The organism is Dyella sp. (assembly GCF_035486915.1).
Taxonomy (GTDB): Bacteria; Pseudomonadota; Gammaproteobacteria; order Xanthomonadales; family Rhodanobacteraceae; genus Dyella_B.
Map to the genome: position 1 here is coordinate 26,322 of NZ_DATHMR010000194.1, position 24,240 is coordinate 50,561.

The window sequence follows — 24,240 nt, forward strand, 5'->3', positions numbered from 1 at the left end:
GGCTTGATGTAACACAGTGTGTAACGAGAATAACCTGATACTGTTATCCAACGCAGTACTTCAGCACGTTTCCCGTTTCGCACGGCGCGATTGATCTCACGGAGTAATGCATTTCGATGGCCACTGTCCGCCTTGACCGAGTGCGCAAGATCTATCCCAACGGCCATGTGGCGGTAGACGATGCCAGCTTCGATATTGCCGAAGGCGAATTGCTGGTATTGGTAGGACCTTCCGGCTGCGGCAAGACGACCTTGCTGCGCATGATCGCCGGACTCGAAGCGATTTCCTCGGGCACGCTGAGCATTGGCGGCCAGGTCGTGAACGATGTCGCGCCGAAGGATCGCGATATCGCAATGGTGTTTCAGAACTACGCGCTGTATCCGCACATGACGGTTGCCGAAAACCTCGGCTTCGGTTTGCGCTTGCGCGGCAAGCAAGCCGACGATATCGATCGACGCGTGCGCGATGCCGCCCGCCTGCTGGAACTGGAGAACCGGCTGGATGCCGTACCCGCTGCACTTTCGGGAGGACAACGTCAGCGTGTCGCGCTGGGACGCGCACTGGTGCGTGAGCCGAAGGTGTTTCTGCTCGACGAACCACTGTCCAATCTCGATGCCAAGCTGCGCCTCTCGATGCGTGTGGAGATTGCGCGACTGCATCGGCAACTGGGCACCACGACGATCTATGTGACGCACGATCAGGTCGAGGCCATGACGCTGGGACAACGCATCGTGGTGCTGGATGGCGGCAAGATCCAGCAGATCGACACGCCGATGAATCTTTACGACAGGCCTGCTAATCTTTTCGTCGCCGGGTTTCTTGGGTCGCCAGCGATGAACCTGTTGCGCGGCACGCTGCAACAAGAAGACGGCTGGCAATTGGTCATGCCCAATGCCACGGTGCCGCTTGGCACTTTGGACGCGCGCGCGGGGACGTTGAAGCCTTGGCTGGGCCGCCATGTCGTTGTTGGCGTCCGCCCCGAAGACCTGCAACCCACCTCGCACGCGACGGCCTTGACTGCCGACGTCGAAGTCGTCGAACCGATTGGCAACGAAGTGTTCCTCAATTTGCGCCTTGGCGATCAGGCGCTCGTTTCGCGTGTCGCGCCATCGCAACACGTTACGCCCGGCAGTGAGCTGTCTTTTCATATCGACGTGGAGCGCATCCACTTTTTCGATTCTGAAAGCGGCGCACGCATCGCCTGATGGCCGTTGCGTCGTCAGCGTCGTGCGAATGGCGCGAGTCATCATCATGGCGGGCCGCCTATCCCTTCACGCTGCCGATAAGCAGCCCTTCCAGGTAATAGCGTTGCAACGCCAGGAAAAGCACTAGCACGGGCAGCACGGTGATGACGGAGCCTGCCATCATCAGCTCGGTATCCGTTGCATGTTCGCGCGCCAGCGATGCCAAACCCAGCGGCAACGTGTAATGCCCTTGCCCTGTCAGCACGATCAGCGGCCACATGAAGTCGTTCCATGCGGTGAGAAAGGTAAAGATTGCCAAGGTCACCATGATCGGCTTGAGCAGCGGCAGCACGATCTGCAGAAAGATGCGGAACTCTCCTGCACCATCGATGCGCGCAGCTTCCATCAATTCATCGGGTATACCCCGTGCGTATTGGCGAACCAGAAAAATGCCAAATGCCGTGGACATGGCCGGCACGATCACGCCGCCGTAGTTGTTCACCAAACCGATGTACTTGAGCATCAGGAACAACGGCAACATCGCTACCTGCGCCGGAATGACGAGCATCCCGACGACTGTCTTGAATAGCCGCTGCCGGCCGGCAAAGTGAAGCTTGGCAAAGGCATAACCGGCCATGATATTGATTGCAAGCGAAAGCACGGTGATTGCCGTAGACACGAACAAGCTGTTGAGCAGATAGCCGCCTACGCCTGCACGAATGAAAAGTTGCTGGTAGTTGTAGAAAGTGGCGTGCGCGGGCAACAGCGGCGGCGGCAGCGCGCTTGCTTCGCTGGGCTGCATGAATGACACCGATAGCATCCATAACAGCGGAAAGAGCGCGACGATCGTGCCGCCGATCAGCAATCCGTTAACGACGATCCTGGCCATGCGCGGCATCACGCTTCATCCCCACGACGACCAACGCGCAGCATAAGAACCGTCACAGCGAACACGATGATGAACAGCAAGAACGCAATCGCGGAGGCGGACCCCATGTTCCACCATTTGAACCCTTCGTCGTACATCACATAAAGCACGCTCGTCGTACTTTCCAGCGGACCGCCTTCCGTCATCACATACGGTTCTGCGAACAACTGAAAATAGCCCGCTACAGTGAGGATACCGACCATCAGCAAGGTAGGTCCAAGCATGGGCAACGTGATATGGCGGAATTGTTGCCAGAACGATGCACCGTCGATGCGCGCCGCCTCATACAGTTCGACGGGTATCGCCTGCAATCCTGCCAGGAAGATGATCATGTTGTAGCCGAAGTTCTTCCACACCGCGAAAAGAATGATCGCCGGCATTGCCCAATGCGGATCGCCAAGCCAATCGATCGGATGGATGCCGACCCATCCGAGCGCGACATTGATCAATCCGTACTTGGTGTTGAAGAGATAACGCCAGACCACGGCGACCGCGACCACAGTGGTAACCACAGGCGCAAACAGCGCAGTGCGGAAAAAAGGCTTGCACCGTGCGAGTGGCGAATTGAGCAGCAACGCAGCGCCCAGCGAGACGAGCATCGACAAGGGCACACCCACTGCCACGAAATAAAGCGTATGTCCAAGTGCCGACCAGAACAAAGGCCTATGCAGCAATTCGATGTAGTTGTTCAAGGCGATGAAGCGCAGGTTGTGAATATCGGCCAGCGCATACAGGTCGTAATCGGTGAAGCTGAGGAGCAAGGCGGCGATAACAGGTAGAAGAAAGAACACGCCGAGAATCACCATGGCCGGTGCGAGAAACAGCCACGCAACACGGTGCCGATTCATGGGCGCCCTCCTATCGCAACCTGATTGTGATCGAGAATCCAGCGCCGTTTTTCGAGAATGCGGTCAGTGCGTCGATCCATCTCGGCGGCCGCCTGATCGACAGTCAGTTCGCCCGCGGCAGCCTGGGCCGCAACCAGTTGCATCTCATTGGCGATGCGCTCCCACTCCGGAACCGGCGGCGTGGGCTTGACGTCGTCAAGTTGTTCGCGGAATGCGGCCGCCTTGGGATCGTCGTGCAGGCTGCCGCTGGCCCACGAGCTACGGCGTGGCGGCATATCGCCAAGCAGTGCGTAGAGATGCTCCTGGACTTCGGGACGTGAAAGGTATTCGATCAGTTTCCACGCCGCGTCCTTGTGTGTGGAATTGCGGAAAACGACGAGACTGGATCCGCCCGCTACCGATGCACCGGGACCATCGGGACCAGGCAATGGGGCGGTGTTCCAGTCACCTTGTTCGGACGCAGGAAGACGCTTGCGAAATTCGCCGATGTTCCAGGGACCGGAGAAGTAAAAGTCATACACGCCACGCCCGAATTCTGACCACGGATTGCCCGCTTCGACATTCGTGATGTCGGGTGCCTCGTGCAATCGGAAGGTATCGACGTAAAACGCCAATGCACGCTTGAAACCGGGGCTTTCGAAATTGCCGTAGCGGCCGCCGTCGCGCAGCAACGGATCTGGCTGCTGCAGCGCCAACGACATGAGCTGCTCGTATTCGTTGGTCGGCAAAAGAATGCCGTAGACGCCACGATCCGGATGACTCAATGCAGCGAGCATGCGACGCCATTGCGCCCAGTCGCGCGGCGGCGCATCGAAACCGGCTTCTTTCAGAAGATCGTTGCGATAAAAAAGCAGGCGCGTATCGACATACCACGGCACACCGTACAAACGGCCCTCGTAGACATTGGTATTCCAAATGCTCGTGAAGTAATCGTTCGGCTTCACAACCGGCGACTGGGCGACACGCGTTTGCAAAGGCTCCAAAGCATTCAGTGTGACGAACTCAGGCATCCACGTATTGCCAAGTTGCGTCATATCAGGAATGGAATCGCCCGCGAACGCCGTGAGTAGTTTCTGATGCGCTGCAGACAACGGTAGTTGCTGCAGCACGACATGGATATTGGGATTCTCGCGTTCGAACTGCGGCAGCAATTGTGTCATCGCTTCGCCTTCGCGCCCGAACGTCCAGAACGTCAACGTGTTGGGATCGATCCGATGCGTACAGCCCACCATCAACGACGCAAACACACATGTCATAACCAGCGCCCAGAGCGACATCGTGATGAAGCCATCTCGCAGGCGATGTTGGCGCATGGCTAATTCGTCGCCTGGCTCAACCATCCACCCGTGAAACCGGCGCGCTCGAGCCCTTTGCGGATATAAGGATTCTTGCGCATTACGCGCCACACCAATCCGCTGCGCCAGTTCTCGATCATCAGCACGATGGGCCCCTGGTCGATACCGAGCTGCATGGTCTCGAACCACCCCTTGCCGGCGACGTAACGGCCATGTTCCGGTGTAACCGCGCCATCGAAACTGGGATCGAACGCGTCAACAAATCCGTATTTGTCGTAGACGTAATCGCCATACTGCTCCTTCATCGCCTGCAGGGCAGGAACCACGATTTCGGGTGCAAACGCGATGGAACCACCGGCCGCCGTAGGCGCGATGGTGCCGTCGTCCGAAATATAGTCGAGTCCGGCGCCGCGTGCCGAATAGCCGAAGAACTCGCGCGTCGTGCCATCGGCGATTTTGAAGGTGAAATCACCCGGACCATTGCAGGCGGTCAAACCCCAGATATTGGCGCCGTAGTCTTTCCAATGCGCCGGATTGGCGATCGCATAGGCGCGTTGCGAATAGGTCGCGCGACGGCCATTTTCAAAGTAATCCAGACCATGCTCGCGGCTCCATGCGTCACGGATACCGCGAAAATCGACCCACGATTCGCTGTATTGATGACCGAATAGCGGTGAGAAATTCAGGAAGGTTTGGCCCTCAAACGTGCCCCAGTCGCGAGGATACGTTGCTGTCCATGCGGACCATCCATCGCTGCCAATGGCGTGCGTGGGCGAGCCCAATGCGAGGATGTAGACCAACTTACCCTCGTCGTAACCTTTCCAGTCGGAAGGAATGAACTTGCCGCCCGGTGTCCAGCCCATACTGATGAGCGGCGCGCGTGGTTGCATCCATGTCCAGTCGACGCGGCGATAGATCGTGTCGGCCAGTGCACGAATTTCCTTTTCTTTCGGCGTATCGCGGTCGTAGTAGGACTGCGCGAACAACACGCCACCCAGCAGTAGCGTGGTATCGACACTGGACAACTCGGTTGCACGCACAAACCGCTTGCCGGTTTGCATGTTGAGGAAGTGATAAAAGAAGCCGTGATAGCCCGACGCATCGTCTTCACTAGCGTCTTCGTCGGCATTGGCGAAAAAGCGTAGCGTCGCCAGTGTGCGATCGATAGCCTGATCGCGCGTGATGTAGCCACGCTCAACGCCGATGCCATAGGCCGTCAACCCAAAGCCCACCGATGCGATGCTCGAAAACCGATCGTCATTTGCGCTGCCCGGCCAGTGATCGGGAATCAAACCATTGGACGGGTTGGCGCTATCCCAAAACCATTGGAACGTGCGCTTTTCAAGATCAGCAACCATCGCCTGCTCACTTGCAGGCAGTGTGTCGAAGGTTGCGGTGTTGGTGCGCGCCAGTGCTGGCGACGACCAGCTGCTGCCGATCGCCAGCGCGGCGACCAGAACGCTTATGAGTGCATGTCGAAATACGTGAGTGACCATCGTGGGGACGACTTAAGAGTGGAAAAGTTGTGGCGGTTCGAATCGATGGCTCGGTTTTCGCCGGGACGCGCTGCGGTCCGCGAAACACACAGCGCGCCCTTGTCCGGGGCAGAACGACATCCGTGCAGTGTTGCTCCTTTTCCACTCCGATCATGAGCAATCGGCGAGGGGACGAGACTTTCCTTGCGTGTCAGACGACAAAGCTCGCACGAGGTGAGCTTTGTCCGTTTCAGTACTTCAGAACTTGATACCCAACGTCAGCTTGACCTCACGCGGCGTACCCAGGATGTTGCCGGTTGGATCGTAGGTCACCGGAGTCCGGTTGAGCACGCCATTGGAACCGTAGTTGGTGCTGTAATCGCTGTAGTTGTTCCAGTTGAACGCGTTCAGCAGATCCAGGCGTACGTAGCCGTTGAAATTGCCATAGATCTTGAAGTTCTTGGTGACTTGGAAGTCGATCTCACGATAACCAAAGATCGGCCCACCGATCAGGAAATGCGAACCCGGCGGTGTTGCAGAGTACGGAAGACATCCACTCGGCGTACTGGTGTCGTTGAAGCATGCCAAGCCAAGACCGGGGATCGGCGTCGCGAGCACGAGCTTGGAGCCGAACAACAAACCCCAGGGACCATCGAGCGATCCGGTCATCACCAGACGATGCCTGGCGACTGCCGAGCCGATGAAGGGATAGTCATGGATAGTTTCTTCATCGAATGCGTATTGATCGGTGACGTCCTGACTATCGTTGTTCTGTAGCGCATGCGAATAGGTGTACGCAATCGTCATACCCCAGTGCGATTCGGGCGTGTATGGTTTTTCCGCCGAAATAAGTAGCTGGGTGTTCTTCGTTTCCGCACCGTTGTTGGCGATGATCAGGTTGCCCCAACCCGGTATGCCATCGTTCCAAGGCTGGCTGCCGTTCTCCCAGAACGAACCATTCGCATAGCGGTTGCCAAGCTGGTAGACCAGACCGTTGTAGCTGTTGACGCGTGCCACGGTGACATCGGTATTCCACTCACCGATCTGGTTGCGCATACCCAGGCTTATCTGATCCGAATACGGCGTCTTCAAATTATTGCTTACCATGTCGACTTCGCGACCCGCCGTGGTGGCAGCGAGCAGGCTTTGCAATACGTTTAGCCCGCCGTAATAGGCAGGATTCCACGGAATGCAGCTCGCGCTTGGTGTGCAAGGGTTAATCGGGTTCTGGAACGTGATCGTCGGCTCGGCGAGCGCCAGCTTGGTCTGCTCGAGCTGCAGGAGCTCATACAGATTGCGGTCGTACGAGCGTCCTGCGCCACCGTGGAAGACATGTGCCTGATCGCCGTTAAGGTCCCAGGAAAAACCGAAGCGCGGCATGAATTCGTTGTCCTGCGCGTTTCGATTGTGACCATTGCTGATGTAGTTGCCGATGTTGACGCCGCCCAGTGCGAGCGACTGCGCGTAGGTTTGTCCCGGAGTCGCGCCGGGATAGGGATTGGGCGCGTTGAGCGCATTGACCACCGCCTGCGGTGTCACCCAGTTGAGATACGAGGGAGTCTGCTCGTAGTCCCAACGCAGGCCGAGGTTCAGCGTTAAGTGATCATCGACTGTCCAGTCGTCCTGGATATACGTACCCAGCTGCCTGTCCGATGTGCGCACGGCGGGGTTGGTGCCCGGCAGCGCGATCGGAAATTGCACCTGATACGGATCGGCTACCGTGCCGGCAGGCGTCACGTAGTAAAAGAACTGCGGGTTGTAGTTGAAGGCATCCTGCGCGGTCAGCGACACCAACTTGTAACTGACACCCATCTTGATCACGTGGTCGCCATGCCACTCGAAGTCGTTGAACGTGAGATCGTCCGAGAGCGACGGACCTTTCTGACCCTTGTCTTGTGCTGCCAGTGGCGAAGCAGGGCCGACATCGAGAATCTGCTGCGAACCCTCGGACGGGGTCGTGAAGTAGGCGGCGCCATTGCCAAACTCGACCGGTGTCGGCTTATAGAACGCGTTTTCGTATGTGAATTGCAGGCGGTTGAACCAGCTGTCGGCACTGTGATCCCATCGAATATCGAAGCGCCGGTCGTAGTTGATCAGGTTCACTGCGGTCGATGCAGCCTGACCTGTTCCGGGACCGCTGATCGCCGATTCGTCGCGGAATTTGCCGCTGGCTTCAAGGCGATCGCGCGTTGTCGGCTCCCAATCGAGTTTGGCGAAGTAGAGATCTTCCTTGAACGGCAAACTGCTCGGTCCGAGTTGCGCCTGCGCGCTGGCCGGCAATTGGGGAACGAGGAATGAGTCGTTGCCAGGCGAAACCGCGATCGGCGTGTCGTATTCCTTGCCTTCATAGGCGACAAAGAAGTGCGCCTTGTCCTGAATGATCGGACCACCGAAAGAGAAACCGTATTCCTTGTCGTGCGAAGGTTGCTTCTTGTCTGCCGCTATTTCGGAAGGTGTTTCGGCGCGCATCCAGGTATCGGTCCAGTCACCGAACAACTCGCCGTGGAATTCGTTGGTACCGGACTTGGTTTCTGCGGTGATGGCTGCGCTGGAAATCTGATCGTATTCGGCCTTGTAGTTCGACGTGATGACCTTGTATTCGCCAATCGCCAGCTGCGGGAACGGATTACCCTGACTCGATGTCTGGCCGGTAATGCCACCTGGCAACACATAGTTCTTCTGGCCCACGCCATCGATGTATACGTTGATGGCAGACGGCGCCTGCGCACCCGCCTGCAAACTGGTGTTGCCGTTCTGCTGCACGGTGAACACCATGCCCGGCACGGTATCGGCGAACTCAAGGAAGTTACGCGTGATTTGCGGAACGGTCTCGATCTGTCGCTGCGATACGGTGTTGCCGACTTCCGACGTCGTCACTTCCGTCAACGTGTTGGCATTGACGGTAACAGCACCGAGGTTCTGGGCATTGACGGCATTACCCGTCGCAGCCGCTTTGGCGGCGAGATTGAGTGTCGCGGTGGAGGCAACCGTCAACGTGACAGTCTGCTCTGTGCCAGGACCCGCATCGACGTTGTACGTACCGGGAGGCAGGCTGACCAATGTATACGAGCCGTCTGTACCGGCTTTGGTGACGCGCGTATAACCCGTAGCGACGTTTTTTGCCGTCACGGTGGAGCTGGGCGCTGCCATGCCGCGCAGATTGGCATCAGCGCTTTGCGCGTAAGACACCATTGGCAATGCAGCGGTAGCGGTGACTGTCGCTGCGATAAGCCGCGCCAGCAGTAGTTTCTTGTAATTCGATACAGCGTTCATGCTCTCCCCTCCCGGACAATTCACTGTGGATGTCGTTATGTGCTTGGCGGTCGTTTCCGCTTGCGCGGCGAAGGGGCCACACCAGCGTTAGCACCGCAGGTTTCTCGTACGACGATGTCGCATCCCAGCGTCTGTACCGATGCCGGCGTCGTGTCGGCCGGGTCCAGCAAGGCAGCAAGGCGCTCCAGCGCAATGCGGCCGAGATCCGCGATACGCACCTGCACCGTGCTGAGCGGCGGCGTGACGTATCGAGCAATGAGAATGTCGTCGAAACCGGCCAATGCGATGTCCCCCGGTACATCGACATCAGCCTCCTTGAATGCGTAAAGGCAGCCCACGGCCATCATGTCGTTGGCGGCAAAGACAGCGTCGGGGCGTTTTTTCTGCGCGAGCAATTCGCGTCCCGCGCGATAGCCGGATTCTTCGGAGAAGTCGCCGGCCACGATGTTGAGCGGCGCATCGGGCGCGTATTTGGCCATGGCGGCGCGATAGCCTTTATCGCGTTGCTGCGCGTCGAAGTTGTTCTTCGGACCGGCAATGAACGCGACGTTCTGCCGACCTTTGTCGATGAGGTGCTGCACCATCGCCATCGCGCCCGCACGGCTATCGATGTTGAGCACAGGAAAACGCGTGCTTTTGACGGGACTGTCGAGCAATACCGCGGGCAGATTGGCGGGCAGATTGTCCTCAAGGAACGTCGCATCGACGTACTCCGAAAGAATCAGCATGCCGTCTACGCGACCACGCATGGCTCTTACGGCCGCAGCGGCTGCTTCCACGCCATCGTGTGAACTGGACACCAGCAGATGCAGCCCGCGTGCACGCGCTGCCAGATCGATGCCGCGAATGAGTTCGGAGAAGAACTCGCCATACAGATCCGGCAACACGGCACCGATGGTGTGCGTGCGTCCTGTGATCAGACTGCGGGCGGCATTGTCGGGTACGTAATGCAAGCGTGCGGCAACTTCGCGCACGATGCGTTGGGTTTCAGGCGTGACGCCGCCAGTACCGTTGAGCACGCGGGATACCGATGCGACGGAGACTTTTGCCTCGCGCGCGACATCCCGGATGGTTGTGTTTTTCGTTGCCATCGGAGCTTCCTGCATTGAGTGGTGGTACCGCCCTGAACCCTAGCAGCGGCGCAAACGTAAACGTTTTCATGGAAGCTTGTAAAGGGACCCCGAAGCACGGTTTTCGCTGCACTGCAATAACCTGCCGTGACACTTTGCGTGCACGCCAATGGTTTCGCAGCGCCCGGCTGCTCGTGTTGTTAAGCGCAAACCGACACGGCAGTGCAGCAGAAGCGATGTGCTTGCCCGCATGAAGCAAACGAATTTGTCTGGCAAGCGGGCGTGAAAAGCCCGTCGGTCGGGTGTGACGTCGAACGAGGCCGCAGAACAAAGCGTGCTGTTGAACGCTTGCATCCAGACTTATCTCGGCAAGCCGCATGGAGTGAGTCGACAAAAGCCTTCATCGATCCGAGGTGGCAATCCAAGCGCATGGCAACGCGTACATACCCTCGTGCTTGTGGCATGCGTTCGAATACACCACTTCAGATACCGGCACGATGGGCCTTCGTACACACCGGCCTATAGGTGCAAATGGGATGCGAACGGTACGATAGGCACCTGCCGATTGATGAGAATAGGCGCGGTAACTCCATGCCCCCGCAAAAATCCACCGAAGCACGTCGCTTGCCGCAGCGTCAACGCGGCCGCGAACGCGTCGCTGCGCTGCTGGAAGCGGCAGCGGCATGCTTCGTGGAAAAGGGATACGACGGCGCGACCATGACGGAAATCGCTGCGCGTGCAGGCGCGTCGATTGGTTCGTTGTATCAATTCTTCCCAACCAAGGAAGCGTTGGCGCACGCGCTGATCGAAGACTACGCGCAGGCGCTGTTCGGAGAGGTGGCAAAACTCGCCGAACGTTCGGAAGATCTGGACACCAGCGAGCTGTCCGTTCGCCTGAGCATGTTTTTGATCACCTTCCGCAAAAGGCATCCTGCGTTCGTGATGCTGGTCGAATCAGGCCCGGTGCCCGCGGCCGATGGCATGTCCATTCGCCGCCGTCTTCGCGCGGAACTGCAGGCGTTACTGACGCGTCGCGCGCCGCATCGCTCGGCCGAAGACATGTATGCCGTCGCAGTTACTGTGCAGCAGATGATGAAAGCTGCTGTTGCGATTCAAGCTGAGCCCGGCATGCCAGGCCGCCAAAAAGCGCTGTCGCAATTGCAAGACGCCATGCAGTTGTATCTGCATGGCGTGTTCAGCGAATAATCGAAAATACAGCGGTTAGTGCGTGGGATACGTCTGGAAACCGCCGCCCTGCTGCGGCGGGGGTTGCGTCGCCTGCGGTTGCTGTTGCTGCGCAGGCGCGCCCTGGATCGGCGGCGGCATGGGCTGGCCCGCTACCTGATTACCGCAGAAATAGGCTTCCCACGGTTGTGAACCGTCCATCGGATCGGCCAGCGGCTTGATCGTGTCGGCCTTCATATCGACAGCGCTATTGCGGGCCTGCACCTGCAATTCGTCGCGCACCTTGATGTCATTGCGATCGTACGGTCCGACGTGATCGGTCACCGACACGGTGATCTTGCCCAGATCGCGGCAGCCGGTGACGTCGCCTGCCCACACAGTGCGAACGTTTGTCGAGCCCGGTGAGGGGTTGATGCCCCAGGTACAACCGCCGAGCAGCACGACAGGTGCGAGCAGCAGCAGGGTCTTGCGCATGAGTAGCTCCATGTAGACGTTGAAATCGAACATTGTTGCGTTTGCATCGCATCGTAACGCGTTGCTGTTGCCAATCGCCTAACGCAGGCTTACCGCGCGAACGATTTGCCGTCCGATCTCTGTCCGGACACTGTCCGGCGGCCGATGTCCGGTGTCCGCGGACAACATGCGCCCCGCTGCCACGCATCAATTAATGCATATCTATCAATGATTTGAAGACGATCTCCACGCTGGCACGCGGATTGCTGTGTATAGGGCGAGACCCCTTCCCGGTCCATCACTCGGAGATACGGATATGAAACTGACCGACAGCAAATTCAAATTGGAAACCTTGCTTCTGCGTGGCCTGTTCGTCGCATGCATGGTGATTTGCGGACTGTTCCTGACATCGATGGTCACGATTAAACCCGCACCCATCCAATTGGCATCCAATGGTCACACCAGCGCCGCGGCGACACACGCGCCGTCAGCTTAAGCACTGACTCATTCACTCGGAGATAGGGATATGAAACTTACCGAAACCAGGTTTGAAAACTTCATTCTGCACACGTTATTTGTGGCATGCATGGTGGTCTGCGGTCTGATTCTTACGGCGATGGTGGCAAGCAAGCCCGCACCGGTGGAACTGGCCACGAAGATGACACTCAGCAACCCCGTCAGCACGCTGCTGGCTTCGGCACCTTCGGCCTGCATGCTGCCCGTCAGCAATACGATTTGCTTGCGTACGGCAGGTTGATCGCGAGACACGATCGACCCTGCCGTCTGATAATGGCGGCATGCTACATGTCATCCTGTTCCGCCCGGAAATTCCGCCCAATACCGGCAACGTGATCCGACTTTGTGCCAACACGGGCGCCGGACTTCACCTGATCCGCCCCTTGGGCTTTGCGCTTGACGACACACGCCTGCGACGCGCCGGCCTGGATTACCACGAATATGCGCGCGTCGCGGTGCATGACGACCTCGACACCTGCCTTGCGGCATTGAATCATCCGCGCGTCTTCGCCTTCTCCACGCGCGGGCGCACCATGCATGCCGACGCACGGTTCGCCGATGGCGATGCGCTGCTGTTTGGCTGCGAAACCGCGGGCTTGCCCGATGCCGTCCTCCAGGGATTGCCACCGGAGCAGCGTTTACGGCTGCCGATGTGTGCGGATAGCCGTAGCCTCAATCTGTCCAACAGCGTGGCGGTCGCGGTGTATGAAGCATGGCGTCAGCTAGGGTTTCCAGGTGCCGTGACGCCCTGATCGGGACTATTGCGACAGGCCCGCGGCGTGGGCGGCTACAATCCCGGTATGAATGCCGCCTCTTCTACGACTTTGCTCCCGCAGCCCTTGCGCAAATTGGCAGGCCGCGCACTGGAAACCGCGCTCAACCACGCGCTGTCGCTCGACCCCGATACCCAGTCCAAGCTGGCTGCTCTGAATGGGCGCTCGGTGCAGCTGCATCTGCGCGGGGCGGAACTGACGCTGGCGATCACGGTCCAGGACGGTCGATTGAAAGTCGGTCCCGCACCGGACACCAGCGATCTGCGCGTGGCCGCGACGCCCGGCAGTCTTCTGTCGATGATGTTCCGCCGTCACGGCGACAGCATGGCCCCCGGCAAGGTGGAGATTGCAGGCGATGCCGATCTCGCTCGCCGCCTGGAAAAGCTGGCCGGCGGCTTTGCGCCCGATTTTGAAGACGCCTTCGCGCGCACCTTCGGCGATGTGCTTGGCGTGCCGCTGGCAAAAGCGGTGCGCGATGGATTGGCGCACGCACGCGAAACCTCCTCGCATCTCACGCAGGACGGCGCCGCATGGCTGCGCGATGAAGCACGCATCGCGCTGGCGCCAGGCGAAGTGGAAAGCTTCCTCGACGAGGTCGACGCATTGCGCGAACGCACCGAACGTCTGGATGCGCGACTGGCACGTCTGGAACGCGCGCGCAAAGGATCGACTCCGTGACGCCGCTGCGAGCTGTACCGGGATTGCTACGCATTGCCGTGGTGCTGTTGCGCTATCGGCTGGATGAAGTCGTCGACGCCACGCATCTTTTTCGCCCGCTGAAACTGGTGCGCCCATTTCTTGGCCGACCCGCCGTCGACGTACGCCCACTTTCCCGCGGTGCGCGACTGCGATTGGCGTTGAATGAACTGGGGCCGATCTTCGTCAAGGCCGGCCAGGTGCTGTCCACGCGGCGCGATCTGGTTCCGGGCGATATCGCGGATGAACTGTCGCTTCTGCAAGATCAGGTGCCGCCGTTCCCGGGCGAGGAAGCACGCGCGATCGTGCAGCGCGAACTGAAACAACCGATCGAACAGCTATACGCCAGCTTCGACAATGTTCCGCTGGCGTCGGCCTCCATTGCACAGGTACATGCCGCCACGCTTTATGACGGTCGAGCTGTCGTCGTGAAAGTGCTGCGTCCGCGCATCGATGAACGCATCGATCGCGATGTTAGGCTCATTCGCTCACTCGGCGAACTGGCACAACGCTGGCATCCCAATGCGGACAAGATTCGTCCGCTCGATGTGGTCAGCGAAGTGGAGAAAATGCTCGAACACGAGCTCGATCTGCAGCGCGAAGGCGCGAATGCCAGCCTGCTACGCCGCAACTTTATCAGCGGCGTCGATATGTACGTGCCGGAAGTGCATTGGGAACTGACAGCAGCGCGCGTGCTGACATTGGAACGTGTGTCCGGTGTGAGTTGCGACGACATCGCCGCCATCGATGCCGCAGGTATCGACCGCAAGCAGCTGGCCGCCAAGGGCGTGCGCCTGTTCTACGAACAGGTTTTCCGCGACAACTTTTTCCACGCCGACGCACATCCGGGCAACATCTGGGTCGATCCGACGCGGGTGAGCGAACCGCGTTTTATTGCGCTGGATTTCGGCATCATGGGTTCGTTGCCGGAGGCCGATCAATATTGGCTTGCGCAGAATTTCATCGCACTGTTCGAACGCGATTACGCGCGCATTGCCAAGCTCCATATCGATGCGGGCTGGATGCCGCCGAGCATTCGACTCGATGAACTGGAAGCAGCGGTGCGCACGGTTTGCGAACCGTACTTCACGCGTCCGCTTTCGCAGATTTCACTCGCCGAACTGGTCGTGAAACTGTTTCAGACCGCACGCCGGTTCGAACTCACCTTGCAGCCGCAACTGATTTTGCTGCAGAAAACGCTGCTCAATATCGAAGGCGTGGGCCGCATGCTCGATCCGGACATCGATATCTGGGCAGTGGCGCACCCCGTGCTGAAACGGATTCTGCGCGAGCGCTACAGTCCGCTTCGCACCTTCCGCGAAATTCGCAAACGTGTACCGGAGTGGTTCCACAACGCACCGTTGTTGCCGGAGCTTGTGCGCGATGCGTTACGACAGGTGGCCATCGGCGAGCAGCGCATTCTTGCCGATGCGGAAGAGTTGAGCCATCAACGCCATCTCGTACGTCGACTACTCAGCATGATCGGCGGCGGCTTGCTCGGCGCCACGCTGATCATGAGCGCCACGCTGATGTTTACGTTTGGGACGCAGCACAGCATCTGGGTTCCGATTTGCGTCGGCGCAGCGGGCTTGCTTTCGTTCGCGTGGGGCTGGTGGCGCAGATAATTTTTTTGTCCCTCCCCAACCCTCCCCTGCATGCAGGGGAGAGAGTAAACGGTGCTTCGGCGATCCATAGATGCTTGAAATTCTTTATCAGGACGATGCACTCATTGCGGTAAACAAGCCCGCGGGGCTTGCCGTGCATCGCTCCAAGATGGTCGGCAACGCCGAAACATTTCTCATCGATGTGCTGCGCGAGCAGGTGGGCGGCACGGTTTATCTCGCGCATCGTCTGGATCGCGCAACAAGTGGCGTGTTGCTGATTGCGCGCTCCAGCGAAGTTGCGGCGGCATTTGGCGAACAATTCATGGGTCGCGACGTGCATAAGCAATATCTCGCGGTCGTGCGTGGCTGGCCGGAACCTATCGAAGGCGTCGTCGATTACGCACTACCAGGCGCGCGCGAAACGGGACCGCGGCGCGATGCACGCACCGATTACCGGCGACTGGCCATCGTTGAGGTGCCCATTGCCTTGGGCCGTTATCCGCAACAGCGTTACGCACTGGTGCTGGCCGAACCGGAAACGGGCCGGTTTCGGCAGATCCGCAAACACATGGCGCATCTCCACCACCCGGTGATCGGCGACTGCCAGCACGGGCGCAGCGATCACAATCGCCTCTACAAGCAATATTTCAGTTGCCATCGCATGTTGCTGCATGCATGGCGGCTGCGTTTTCGGCACCCCGTGGATGGTCGCCCGATGGCACTGGAAGCACCGCTGGATGATGCCTTCGATGGTTTGCTCGAGCGATTTGGCTGGTCGCTGCCGAGCGACGAAATAAGCATCCCAACCGGTTAAACTGCGCGACATGCTACCCGTGAGCCGATCCATCGTCCTGCCGGAATCCGAGCTGGTCGTGCGCTTTTTGCGCGCCGACGGCCCCGGGGGCCAGCACGTCAATCGCACCGAAAGCGCCGTCGAATTGCGCTTCGACGTGGCGCACTCGCCATCGTTGCCGGACGACGTACGCGAACGATTGCTGGCGCGGAGTGATCGTCGATTGACGGACGACGGCGTGCTGGTGATTCAGGCGCGTCGCTTCCGCGATCAAGGACGCAACCGCGAGGATGCGCGCGAACGTTTGGTCGAGATCGTGCGCGGCTCGCTGGTCGCACCGAAGAAACGCGTTGCCACAAAACCCACACGCGCATCGAAGCTGCGCCGTCTTGAAGGCAAACAGCAGCGCGCGAAAGTCAAGCAAAACCGGTCGCGGTCCTGGAGCCACGAGTGAGCGAACCCGTTCTGCCGCCCATTCCACCCCAGGCGCCCAAGCTCAACAGCCGCTTCTGGCCATGGCTGATGCGAAGCCTGTTGCGCTTGTCCGGCTGGCGCTTGCTCGGCCAACTTCCCGATGTGCCCAAGTTGATCATCATCGGCGCCCCGCACTCCTCTTATTGGGACGGTGTATGGGGATTGATGATGAAGATTGGACTTGGCATCAACATCAACGTCATGGTGAAGCGCGAAGTGCTGGATGGACCGTTAGGTATCGTCCTGCGCCCAATTGGCCTGATTCCGATCAATCGCAGTGCGGCGCTCAATGTCGTCGGTCAGATGGTGGAGCGCTTCCAAACCCACGAGAAGATGTGGCTGGGGATTACACCGGAAGGTACGCGCAAAAAGGTACAGCAGTGGAAGTCTGGCTTCCTGCGTATTGCGACCGACGCACACGTACCGATCCAGCCCGTGTTTATCGATTATCCGACCAAGACGTTTACGCTCGGGCCGCTCGTGCATACCAGCGATGATTCGGAAGCCGACATGGCCTCGATACGCGCGCTGTTCCGCCCGTATCGTGGCAAGCATCGCAATACGGAATAGCTGCGTTTAGCGCTCGGAATGGCCTGATTCGTCGTAATCGCGATGCGTCAGCAAACCCGGGCGGATCAAGTCGATAAACGCTCGCGCTTCGGCGCTGAGGAATTTTCCCTTGCGCATCACCACGCCATAACTGCGCTGCGGAAAATACTGTCGCATGTTGCGCACGGCCAGTCGCGCACGATCTGCTTCGGAAATGCAGATGCCCGTGACGATGGAAATTCCAAGACCCATCGCCACGTATTCCTTGATCACTTCCCAACCGCCGACTTCAATCGCGACCTGATAAGGCACCTGATTCTGCTGGAACACGAGATCAACGAGCCGATACGTGGACAGACGTTGTGGCGGAAGAATGAGCCCGTAAGGCGAAAGGTCCTGCAGCGTGAGGTTTTCCTTGCGCGCCAGCGGATGATCCGGCGGCGTGATCAACATCGGATCGTAGTGATAGACCGGCGCCCATGCGATGTCGTTGGGCACATCGAGCATGGAGCCGACGGCGAAGTCCGCACTGTCCGCACGCAGCAACGCCATGCCATCCTTGCCGGTGACATTGGCCAGTTGCAACTGCACGGCAGGAAAGCGTTCGCGATAACGGCGCACCAGCTCGGGTAGCAAATACTGGATAGTCGAACTACCCGCCGCGATGGTCAGCTTTCCCGCCTGCAGGCCTTTGATCTTGGTCTGGAAGTCGCGATCGAGGTTCTCCCATCCCTCGATCAGCGGGCGCGCCACGGCGTAAAGCGCTTCGCCCGCATCCGTGAGGTTGATACGGCGCCGGCTGCGCTGCAGAAGTTCCACGCCCAGTTCGCGTTCCAGTGCCTGCAACTGCAGGCTGATCGATGGCTGGGACAGATAAAGCGATTCGGCGGCACGACTGAGCGTGCCCAGCTTCACCGTGGCCACGAAAGCACGTATCTGCTTAAGGCGGTTGCCCTTGTAGTAGTAGCGGCTGGCATCGCCGGGTAGCGGTGCATCCTTGCCCAGCCGTTTTCGCTTGGTTGTGGCGGCGGGGCCCTTTTTCGGCGCGTTTGGCTTTCGGACAGGGTCTTTCATGACAGTTCGCTCAATACGTTAGCGTATGTATTAATAAACATAATACCTAAGATTGAAACATTTGTTTTGTCAAAATGATAATCCGTCACTAGCTTCTTCACCGAACCCAAGGTGGAGAAGCACATGGCAGTCCCGAGCGAAAAGTTCGTCAGCAGGCCCGCCCAGATCCATGCGGATACCCGTGGCTATGAGGACATCCTGACCCCGGAGGCCCTGGCCTTCCTGGCCCGGCTGCACCGTTACGCCGAGCCGCGCCGCCAGCAACTGCTGAAGGCCCGGGCCCAGCGACAGGCCCGCTACGACGCAGGCGCCCTGCCGGATTTCCGGACCGACACCAAGGCGATTCGCCAGTCCCACTGGACCGTCGCCCCCATTCCCGCTGCCCTGCAGGATCGCCGCGTGGAAATCACCGGGCCAGTCGAGCGCAAGATGATCATCAACGCCCTGAACTCGGGCGCGAAGGTCTTCATGGCCGACTTTGAGGATTCGTCCGCACCCAGCTTTGCCAATCAGCTCGACGGTCAACTCAACCTGCGCGATGCGGTGAGCGGCACGCTGGAATACCGCTCACCGGAGGGTAAGGACTATCGCGTGGGTACTAACCCCGCCGTATTGGTCGTGCGTCCGCGCGGTTGGCATCTGCCCGAGCGCCATGTGTCGGTGGATGGCGAAACGATGGCCGGCGCGCTGGTGGACTTTGGTCTGTTTGCGTTTCACAACGCCCATGCGCTGCACGCACGCGATCTTGGTCCGTACTTCTATCTACCCAAGCTCGAGGCGATGGAAGAAGCGGCGCTGTGGGATGACGTACTTGCGCAGGCCGAAGACGATCTTGGTCTTCCAGTCGGCACGATGAAAGCCACAGTGCTGATCGAGACCCTACCCGCCGTGTTCCAGATGCACGAAATTCTGCATGCGCTGCGCAGCCGTGTTGTCGGCCTCAACTGCGGTCGCTGGGATTACATCTTTTCGTATCTGAAAACACTGCGTCGCCATCGCGATCGTCTGCTACCGGATCGCGGTCAGGTCGTCATGACAGTGCCGTTCCTCAAAACCTATTCGGAGTTGCTGATCCAAACCTGCCATCGCCGCGGCGCGTTTGCGATGGGCGGCATGGCCGCGCAGATTCCGATCAAGGGCGATGACGCAGCGAACGATGCCGCCATGGCGAAAGTCCGCGCTGACAAATTGCGCGAAGTGCAAGCAGGACACGATGGGACCTGGGTCGCGCATCCCGCGCTGGTTCCGGTGGCGAAAGATATTTTCGATCGCCATATGTCGTCGCCGAACCAGCTGCACATCAAGCGCGAAGATGTAGTTGCCGATCGCGATGTACTGATCGCACCGTGCGGTGGAACGATTACTCGTGCCGGCTTCGACAACAACGTCGAAGTGGCGCTGCGCTACACGGCGGCGTGGTTGGAAGGTTTGGGTTGCGTGCCGATCCACAACCTGATGGAAGACGCAGCCACTGCAGAAATCGCGCGCGCGCAGTTGTGGCAGTGGGTGCATCACGGCAGCCTGGAATTCACCGATCACGCGCCGATCGATATCGCGCTATTCGATCACGCACTCGCCACGCACGCACATCGCCTGCGCGAAAGCACCTTGCCTGGCGCCAGTCGCGCCGACGATGCAGCGCATCTGCTTGCCACGCTGACACATGCCGAACAGCTCGGCGATTTCCTCACTCTTCCCGCTTACGAAAAACTCGCCTGAGCGCGTGCATCCAAAGCATTCCAAGGAGTCAACGATCATGAAAAGCATACTGCCCACCGCCGAACAGCTGTCGCTCGACTGGAAGAACAACCCTCGCTGGGAAGGTATCCAGCGCAACTACAGTGCTGAAGATGTGGTGCGGCTGCGCGGCACAGTGGGAGTCGAACACACGCTTGCACGTCGCGGTGCCGAACGCTTGTGGAAATCGCTGCACAAGGAAGATTTCGTCAATGCACTCGGCGCGCTGACCGGCAATCAGGCTATGCAGCAGGTGAAAGCCGGTTTGCAGGCCATCTATCTCAGCGGCTGGCAGGTCGCTGCGGATGCGAATGTCGCGGGCGAAATGTATCCGGATCAATCGCTGTATCCGGCCAACTCCGTGCCGCTGGTCGTCAAGCGCATCAACAATACGTTGCTGCGCGCAGATCAACTGCATCACGCGGAGGGCAAGGACGATACCGACTGGATGGTGCCGATTGTCGCCGATGCGGAAGCCGGCTTCGGTGGTGTGCTCAACGCGTTCGAACTGATGAAAGCGATGGTCGAAGCGGGCGCTTCGGGCGTGCACTTCGAAGATCAGCTCGCCTCGGTGAAAAAGTGCGGCCACATGGGCGGCAAGGTGTTGGTGCCGACGCGTGAAGCCGTCGACAAACTCAACGCCGCGCGCCTGGCCGCCGATGTGCTTGGCGTCCCGACGCTGGTCATTGCGCGCACCGACGCCGATGCCGCCGACTTGCTGACCTCCGATATCGACGACAACGACAGGCCGTTCACCACTGGCGAACGCACGCTGGAAGGCTTCTTTCGCGTTCGTGCCGGCCTTGATCAAGCCATCAGTCGCGGATTGGCGTACGCGCCGTATGCCGATCTGATCTGGTGCGAGACCAGCAAACCGAACCTGGAAGAAGCGCGCAAGTTTGCCCAAGCGATTCACGCGAGGTTTCCGGGTAAGTTGCTTGCATACAATTGCTCGCCGAGCTTCAACTGGAAGAAGAATCTTGACGACGCGACTATCGCGAAATTCCAGAAGGAGCTGGGCGCGATGGGTTACAAATTCCAGTTCATCACGCTGGCGGGCTTCCACAGCCTCAACTACGGCATGTTCGATCTGGCACACGGTTATGCACGCCGTCAGATGAGTGCGTTTGTCGAATTGCAAGAACGCGAGTTCGCGGCAGCCGATCGTGGCTTTACCGCCGTCAAGCATCAACGCGAAGTCGGCACCGGTTACTTCGATGCGGTGACGCAGGCGATCCAGCAGGGTCAATCGTCGACCACCGCGCTGAAAGGATCGACGGAAGAAGCCCAATTTCATCAAGCTTCCGCTGCCTGATGGCTTATACCCTCACGTAAAAGACATGGATATTCGTGAGGGTTTGTTCCAACTCACCGTCATTTCGGCCTGCGTCGGAATGACGGTGAGGGAAGATTTGGCATCAAGGCGTCACCTGCATTTCCGGCGGAACCAGCACAATCACAATCCAACCGGGACGCGGGTCCAACTCGCGCTTCGCCAAAGCAACACGCAACATCTGCTTCTCTTCCACACCGAACAACAATAGCGACGAGGAACCGTACTGTTCGATGAAGTGCGGCCAATCGAACGTCACAGTGAGTCCGGTGGACTTGATGCGCCAGCCACGTGCCAGCAACTCCGCGAAGCGCGCGTGCGTCATGGCATCTTCGAATAACACGGGCACGGATAATCGATCGGCCAGCGCAGCGCGGTTGCTCGTTTCCTGCGGCGAAAGATTGCGCAAGCGGTACACGTTGTCGCGACCGAATTCCTGCTGATAGTGCAGACAAGCCAGCGAATTGCGCTCGCGGTGCGTGGACAGTCCAAGCATCTGCCCGATACCCGCAAGATCGAGATTGCGCTCGGCATGCGCGGAAGCTGGGTTACCATAAAACGTCGTCAACCCTTCCATGCGGGCGCGACGAATGCCATCCCAATCATCGTCGGATAGCAGTACATGAAACCCTGCGTCGTTGAGCGCCTTACCGATCGCACGTGCGACAGCGTCGGAGCCGAAGATCAGCACGCCATGCGGCTCGGGCTCGGCAACTTTCAACCAACGCGCGAGTGGACGTGATGTTGCGCTCTGCAGAACCACCGTGCCGATGATCAGAATGAATACCAGTGGCACAAGCGCGTCGCTGCCGGCCACACCGAGATGTTGAAGCCGCAACGCAAACAGTGCCGAGACCGATGCCGCAACGATGCCACGCGGCGCCACCCACGAAATCAATGCGCGCTCGCGCCAGGTCATGCCGCTGCCTACGCTGGAGACAATCACCGTGATGGGACGCACGACAAACTGCGCAGCGAGGAAAATGGCGATACCTGCCCACAACATGCCCGGCGGCAGCGGCCAGCTCAAGCGCGCGGCAAGCAGGATAAAAAGCATCGACACAAGCAGCACCGTGAGGTGCTCCTTGAAGTCGAGAATGTCATCGATGTGCACATCGCGCATGTTGGCGAGCGCGATGCCCATGATAGTTACCGTGAGTAACCCAGAATCATGCGCGATTTCGTTGGAGAGCGTGAATGACAGAAGCACCATCGCCAGTGCGCCGAAATTCTGCAGATACTCAGGAATAAGCTGGCGACGCAGCAGATAACCAAGCACGATCGCGGCAACGCCACCGATGACGACGCCAGTGATCACAGTAGTAAGAAATATGCCAATCGCATGACCCTGATGGCGCGATACGATGGCTTCGTAGATCAGCACCGCGAACAGCGCGCCGAGCGGGTCGATCACGATACCTTCCCAGCGCAATGTGTTTGCGATGCGCGCATTGGGTCGCAGCGTACGAAGCATGGGAACGATCACAGTAGGCCCCGTCACGCACGTCAATGCACCAAACAGCAGCGCAATATCCCAGCCCATCCCCGCGAGGTAATGCCCCGCAACGGCAAGGAGCAGCAGCGCGACGATGGCGCCGTAACTTACCAAGCCTCGTACAACGTGGCCGATACCGCGCAGTTCCTGGAAGCGCAGCGTAAGACTGCCTTCAAACAGAATCAGTGCGACGGAAAGGGACACCACCGGGAACAGCAGCGGCCCGAGCAACTTGTCCGGATCGAGCACGTGAAAGACAGGCCCGAGCAGAATGCCCGCCAGCAGCAGAAACAGAATGGCGGGCAGCTTCACGCGCCAGGCCAGCCATTGTGCGAAGAAGCCGATGGCCAGCATGCCGGTCAGCATCAGGCCGAGTTCGATGCTCATGCGCGCACCCTCAACGGCAGCTGCCGATGCTCGTATCGCAACATAGGTAACCGACCCCGTCTAGTCAGAAATTAGCGAAAGACGTCGGTATTGCAGGGCTTCGGCAAGATGGGTGCGGTCGAGCGCTGCGGCACCGTTGTCGATGTCGGCAATGGTGCGCGCGACACGCAAGGTGCGATGGTAGGCGCGGGCGGACAATCCAAGACGTTCCAGCGCCGCATCGAACCAACGCCGTTCTGCGGGCCCCAGCGCACAGTCGCGCTCCAGTTCGCGTGTGCTGATTTCGGCGTTCGGCCTACCTGCGCGCGCCAGCGCGTGCTGACGGGCGCGCATCACGCGCCGACGCACGGTCGCGGAATCTTCGTCTTTATCCGTGGGCGGTGCGCCGAGTTCGGATAGCGGTACGCCCGGTACTTCGACACACAGATCGATGCGGTCCATCAACGGACCGGAAATACGGGAGCGATAGCGTTGCACCTGATCGGGCGTGCAGCGGCAACGCTGACGCGTATCACCCGCGTAGCCGCAGGGACACGGATTCATCGCCGCAATGAGCTGGAATTGGGCGGGAAAACTCAGCTGACGGGCAGCGCGCGAAATAAGGATGGTCCCGGACTCCATCGGTTCGCGCAGCACTTCGAGTACGTGCCGGCTGAATTCGGGAAATTCATCCAGGAACAACACGCCGTTGTGCGCGAGCGAGATTTCGCCCGGCCGGGGCTGCGAACCGCCACCGACCAAGGCCACCGCCGACGCGGTATGGTGCGGAGCGCGGAAAGGACGACGGCGCCAGCGCGCAGGATCGACGACATGGCCCGCCACCGACATCACCGCGCAAGTTTCCAGCGCTTCGGATTCGGACATTGGCGGCAGGATGCCCGACAAGCGTTCGGCCAGCATGGTTTTGCCCCCGCCAGGCGCCCCCATGAGCAGCAAGTGGTGACCGCCGACAGCTGCAATCTCCAAGGCGCGACGCCCTTGCAACTGCCCACGCACATCGGCGAGATCCGGACCGTTGTCGTCGTTGCTCAGCGCGAGCGACGCGGCGGGCGGCAGCAACTCCTGCGCGCCGCGCAACCAGCCGCACACTTCTGCCAG

22 protein-coding genes are annotated in these 24,240 nt (G+C 59.3%); 12 read left to right on the top strand and 10 right to left on the bottom strand.

Annotated elements, in window-relative coordinates:
* Window positions 1-116: 116 nt before the first annotated feature.
* Window positions 117-1,205: a sn-glycerol-3-phosphate ABC transporter ATP-binding protein UgpC gene (locus VK725_RS15800; RefSeq protein ID WP_325319015.1), complete on the top strand. Its 1,089-nt coding sequence runs from the start codon at window positions 117-119 to the stop codon at window positions 1,203-1,205.
* Between the two features lie 58 nt (window positions 1,206-1,263).
* Here the strand turns inward: VK725_RS15800 and VK725_RS15805 are convergent, their stop codons facing one another.
* The 6 genes from VK725_RS15805 to VK725_RS15830 form a co-directional block, all read right to left on the bottom strand.
* Window positions 1,264-2,082, bottom strand: coding sequence for a carbohydrate ABC transporter permease (locus VK725_RS15805; RefSeq protein WP_325319033.1), 819 nt, complete (start codon window positions 2,080-2,082; stop codon window positions 1,264-1,266).
* The gene (locus VK725_RS15810) at window positions 2,082-2,960 is read right to left on the bottom strand and encodes a sugar ABC transporter permease (RefSeq protein ID WP_325319016.1); all 879 of its coding nucleotides are present in this window, start codon (window positions 2,958-2,960) and stop codon (window positions 2,082-2,084) included. Before VK725_RS15810 ends, VK725_RS15805 begins: the two co-directional genes overlap by 1 nt.
* Entirely contained in the window at window positions 2,957-4,216 is a 1,260-nt protein-coding gene (locus VK725_RS15815; protein WP_325319034.1) for a sugar ABC transporter substrate-binding protein, read from the bottom strand. The genes VK725_RS15810 and VK725_RS15815 overlap by 4 nt, the downstream gene beginning before the upstream one ends.
* Window positions 4,217-4,275: 59 nt before the next feature.
* Window positions 4,276-5,751, bottom strand: coding sequence for a glucoamylase family protein (locus VK725_RS15820; RefSeq protein ID WP_325319017.1), 1,476 nt, complete (start codon window positions 5,749-5,751; stop codon window positions 4,276-4,278).
* A 237-nt stretch (window positions 5,752-5,988) separates the two neighbouring features.
* Window positions 5,989-9,003, bottom strand: coding sequence for a TonB-dependent receptor (locus VK725_RS15825; protein ID WP_325319018.1), 3,015 nt, complete (start codon window positions 9,001-9,003; stop codon window positions 5,989-5,991).
* Window positions 9,004-9,038: 35 nt separating this feature from the next.
* Window positions 9,039-10,094 (bottom strand): LacI family DNA-binding transcriptional regulator, encoded by a 1,056-nt coding sequence (locus tag VK725_RS15830; protein WP_325319019.1) that lies wholly within the window; start codon window positions 10,092-10,094, stop codon window positions 9,039-9,041.
* 570 nt (window positions 10,095-10,664) lie between these two features.
* Between VK725_RS15830 and VK725_RS15835 the strand changes: the two genes are divergently transcribed.
* Entirely contained in the window at window positions 10,665-11,279 is a 615-nt protein-coding gene (locus tag VK725_RS15835; protein ID WP_325319020.1) for a TetR/AcrR family transcriptional regulator, read from the top strand.
* 15 nt (window positions 11,280-11,294) lie between these two features.
* Here the strand turns inward: VK725_RS15835 and VK725_RS15840 are convergent, their stop codons facing one another.
* The gene (locus VK725_RS15840; RefSeq protein WP_325319021.1) at window positions 11,295-11,732 is read right to left on the bottom strand and encodes a DUF4156 domain-containing protein; all 438 of its coding nucleotides are present in this window, start codon (window positions 11,730-11,732) and stop codon (window positions 11,295-11,297) included.
* A 295-nt stretch (window positions 11,733-12,027) separates the two neighbouring features.
* On the opposite strand from VK725_RS15840, the gene VK725_RS15845 reads away from it, so the two are divergent.
* The 8 genes from VK725_RS15845 (at window position 12,028) to VK725_RS15880 (ending at window position 17,137) form a co-directional block, all read left to right on the top strand.
* Complete coding sequence (locus tag VK725_RS15845; protein WP_325319022.1) at window positions 12,028-12,207, top strand: hypothetical protein; 180 nt, start codon at window positions 12,028-12,030, stop codon at window positions 12,205-12,207.
* Between the two features lie 30 nt (window positions 12,208-12,237).
* Complete coding sequence (locus VK725_RS15850; RefSeq protein ID WP_126673972.1) at window positions 12,238-12,468, top strand: hypothetical protein; 231 nt, start codon at window positions 12,238-12,240, stop codon at window positions 12,466-12,468.
* 40 nt (window positions 12,469-12,508) lie between these two features.
* Complete coding sequence (locus VK725_RS15855) at window positions 12,509-12,979, top strand: tRNA (cytidine(34)-2'-O)-methyltransferase (RefSeq protein ID WP_325319023.1); 471 nt, start codon at window positions 12,509-12,511, stop codon at window positions 12,977-12,979.
* Between the two features lie 48 nt (window positions 12,980-13,027).
* Window positions 13,028-13,678, top strand: coding sequence for a ubiquinone biosynthesis accessory factor UbiJ (locus VK725_RS15860; RefSeq protein ID WP_325319024.1), 651 nt, complete (start codon window positions 13,028-13,030; stop codon window positions 13,676-13,678).
* 5 nt (window positions 13,679-13,683) lie between these two features.
* The gene (gene ubiB / locus VK725_RS15865) at window positions 13,684-15,321 is read left to right on the top strand and encodes a ubiquinone biosynthesis regulatory protein kinase UbiB (RefSeq protein WP_325319035.1); all 1,638 of its coding nucleotides are present in this window, start codon (window positions 13,684-13,686) and stop codon (window positions 15,319-15,321) included.
* A 70-nt stretch (window positions 15,322-15,391) separates the two neighbouring features.
* Window positions 15,392-16,114, top strand: a complete 723-nt coding sequence (locus VK725_RS15870) for a pseudouridine synthase (protein WP_325319025.1) — start codon at window positions 15,392-15,394, stop codon at window positions 16,112-16,114.
* A 10-nt stretch (window positions 16,115-16,124) separates the two neighbouring features.
* Window positions 16,125-16,547 carry an alternative ribosome rescue aminoacyl-tRNA hydrolase ArfB gene (gene arfB / locus VK725_RS15875; RefSeq protein WP_325319026.1) on the top strand — a complete coding sequence of 141 codons (423 nt, stop codon included), beginning with the start codon at window positions 16,125-16,127 and terminating at the stop codon, window positions 16,545-16,547.
* 68 nt (window positions 16,548-16,615) lie between these two features.
* Window positions 16,616-17,137 carry a 1-acyl-sn-glycerol-3-phosphate acyltransferase gene (locus tag VK725_RS15880; protein ID WP_325319036.1) on the top strand — a complete coding sequence of 174 codons (522 nt, stop codon included), beginning with the start codon at window positions 16,616-16,618 and terminating at the stop codon, window positions 17,135-17,137.
* Window positions 17,138-17,143: 6 nt separating this feature from the next.
* Here VK725_RS15880 and VK725_RS15885 read toward each other — a convergent pair whose 3' ends face one another.
* Window positions 17,144-18,190 (bottom strand): LysR family transcriptional regulator, encoded by a 1,047-nt coding sequence (locus tag VK725_RS15885; RefSeq protein WP_325319027.1) that lies wholly within the window; start codon window positions 18,188-18,190, stop codon window positions 17,144-17,146.
* Between the two features lie 123 nt (window positions 18,191-18,313).
* On the opposite strand from VK725_RS15885, the gene aceB reads away from it, so the two are divergent.
* Window positions 18,314-19,909, top strand: a complete 1,596-nt coding sequence (gene aceB, locus VK725_RS15890) for a malate synthase A (RefSeq protein WP_325319028.1) — start codon at window positions 18,314-18,316, stop codon at window positions 19,907-19,909.
* 37 nt (window positions 19,910-19,946) lie between these two features.
* On the top strand, window positions 19,947-21,242 hold the full coding sequence (gene aceA, locus VK725_RS15895) for an isocitrate lyase (protein ID WP_325319029.1): 1,296 nt from the start codon (window positions 19,947-19,949) through the stop codon (window positions 21,240-21,242).
* Window positions 21,243-21,345: 103 nt separating this feature from the next.
* Here aceA and VK725_RS15900 read toward each other — a convergent pair whose 3' ends face one another.
* Together VK725_RS15900 and VK725_RS15905 are read right to left on the bottom strand one after the other, a co-directional pair.
* Window positions 21,346-23,142, bottom strand: coding sequence for a sodium:proton antiporter (locus tag VK725_RS15900; RefSeq protein WP_325319030.1), 1,797 nt, complete (start codon window positions 23,140-23,142; stop codon window positions 21,346-21,348).
* Window positions 23,143-23,202: 60 nt separating this feature from the next.
* A partial coding sequence (locus VK725_RS15905; protein WP_325319031.1) for a YifB family Mg chelatase-like AAA ATPase occupies window positions 23,203-24,240 on the bottom strand: 1,038 nt, incomplete at its 5' end.

What these genes read in the sequence shown, in the direction of transcription:
- VK725_RS15800 (WP_325319015.1), top strand. Translation starts at nt 117, where the DNA reads ATGGCCACTGTCCGCCTTGACCGAGTGCGCAAGATCTATCCCAACGGC.
- VK725_RS15805 (WP_325319033.1), bottom strand. Translation starts at nt 2,082, where the DNA reads ATGCCGCGCATGGCCAGGATCGTCGTTAACGGATTGCTGATCGGCGGC.
- VK725_RS15810 (WP_325319016.1), bottom strand. Translation starts at nt 2,960, where the DNA reads ATGAATCGGCACCGTGTTGCGTGGCTGTTTCTCGCACCGGCCATGGTG.
- VK725_RS15815 (WP_325319034.1), bottom strand. Translation starts at nt 4,216, where the DNA reads ATGACATGTGTGTTTGCGTCGTTGATGGTGGGCTGTACGCATCGGATC.
- VK725_RS15820 (WP_325319017.1), bottom strand. Translation starts at nt 5,751, where the DNA reads ATGGTCACTCACGTATTTCGACATGCACTCATAAGCGTTCTGGTCGCC.
- VK725_RS15825 (WP_325319018.1), bottom strand. Translation starts at nt 9,003, where the DNA reads ATGAACGCTGTATCGAATTACAAGAAACTACTGCTGGCGCGGCTTATC.
- VK725_RS15830 (WP_325319019.1), bottom strand. Translation starts at nt 10,094, where the DNA reads ATGGCAACGAAAAACACAACCATCCGGGATGTCGCGCGCGAGGCAAAA.
- VK725_RS15835 (WP_325319020.1), top strand. Translation starts at nt 10,665, where the DNA reads ATGCCCCCGCAAAAATCCACCGAAGCACGTCGCTTGCCGCAGCGTCAA.
- VK725_RS15840 (WP_325319021.1), bottom strand. Translation starts at nt 11,732, where the DNA reads ATGCGCAAGACCCTGCTGCTGCTCGCACCTGTCGTGCTGCTCGGCGGT.
- VK725_RS15845 (WP_325319022.1), top strand. Translation starts at nt 12,028, where the DNA reads ATGAAACTGACCGACAGCAAATTCAAATTGGAAACCTTGCTTCTGCGT.
- VK725_RS15850 (WP_126673972.1), top strand. Translation starts at nt 12,238, where the DNA reads ATGAAACTTACCGAAACCAGGTTTGAAAACTTCATTCTGCACACGTTA.
- VK725_RS15855 (WP_325319023.1), top strand. Translation starts at nt 12,509, where the DNA reads ATGCTACATGTCATCCTGTTCCGCCCGGAAATTCCGCCCAATACCGGC.
- VK725_RS15860 (WP_325319024.1), top strand. Translation starts at nt 13,028, where the DNA reads ATGAATGCCGCCTCTTCTACGACTTTGCTCCCGCAGCCCTTGCGCAAA.
- VK725_RS15870 (WP_325319025.1), top strand. Translation starts at nt 15,392, where the DNA reads ATGCTTGAAATTCTTTATCAGGACGATGCACTCATTGCGGTAAACAAG.
- arfB (WP_325319026.1), top strand. Translation starts at nt 16,125, where the DNA reads ATGCTACCCGTGAGCCGATCCATCGTCCTGCCGGAATCCGAGCTGGTC.
- VK725_RS15880 (WP_325319036.1), top strand. Translation starts at nt 16,616, where the DNA reads ATGCGAAGCCTGTTGCGCTTGTCCGGCTGGCGCTTGCTCGGCCAACTT.
- VK725_RS15885 (WP_325319027.1), bottom strand. Translation starts at nt 18,190, where the DNA reads ATGAAAGACCCTGTCCGAAAGCCAAACGCGCCGAAAAAGGGCCCCGCC.
- aceB (WP_325319028.1), top strand. Translation starts at nt 18,314, where the DNA reads ATGGCAGTCCCGAGCGAAAAGTTCGTCAGCAGGCCCGCCCAGATCCAT.
- aceA (WP_325319029.1), top strand. Translation starts at nt 19,947, where the DNA reads ATGAAAAGCATACTGCCCACCGCCGAACAGCTGTCGCTCGACTGGAAG.
- VK725_RS15900 (WP_325319030.1), bottom strand. Translation starts at nt 23,142, where the DNA reads ATGAGCATCGAACTCGGCCTGATGCTGACCGGCATGCTGGCCATCGGC.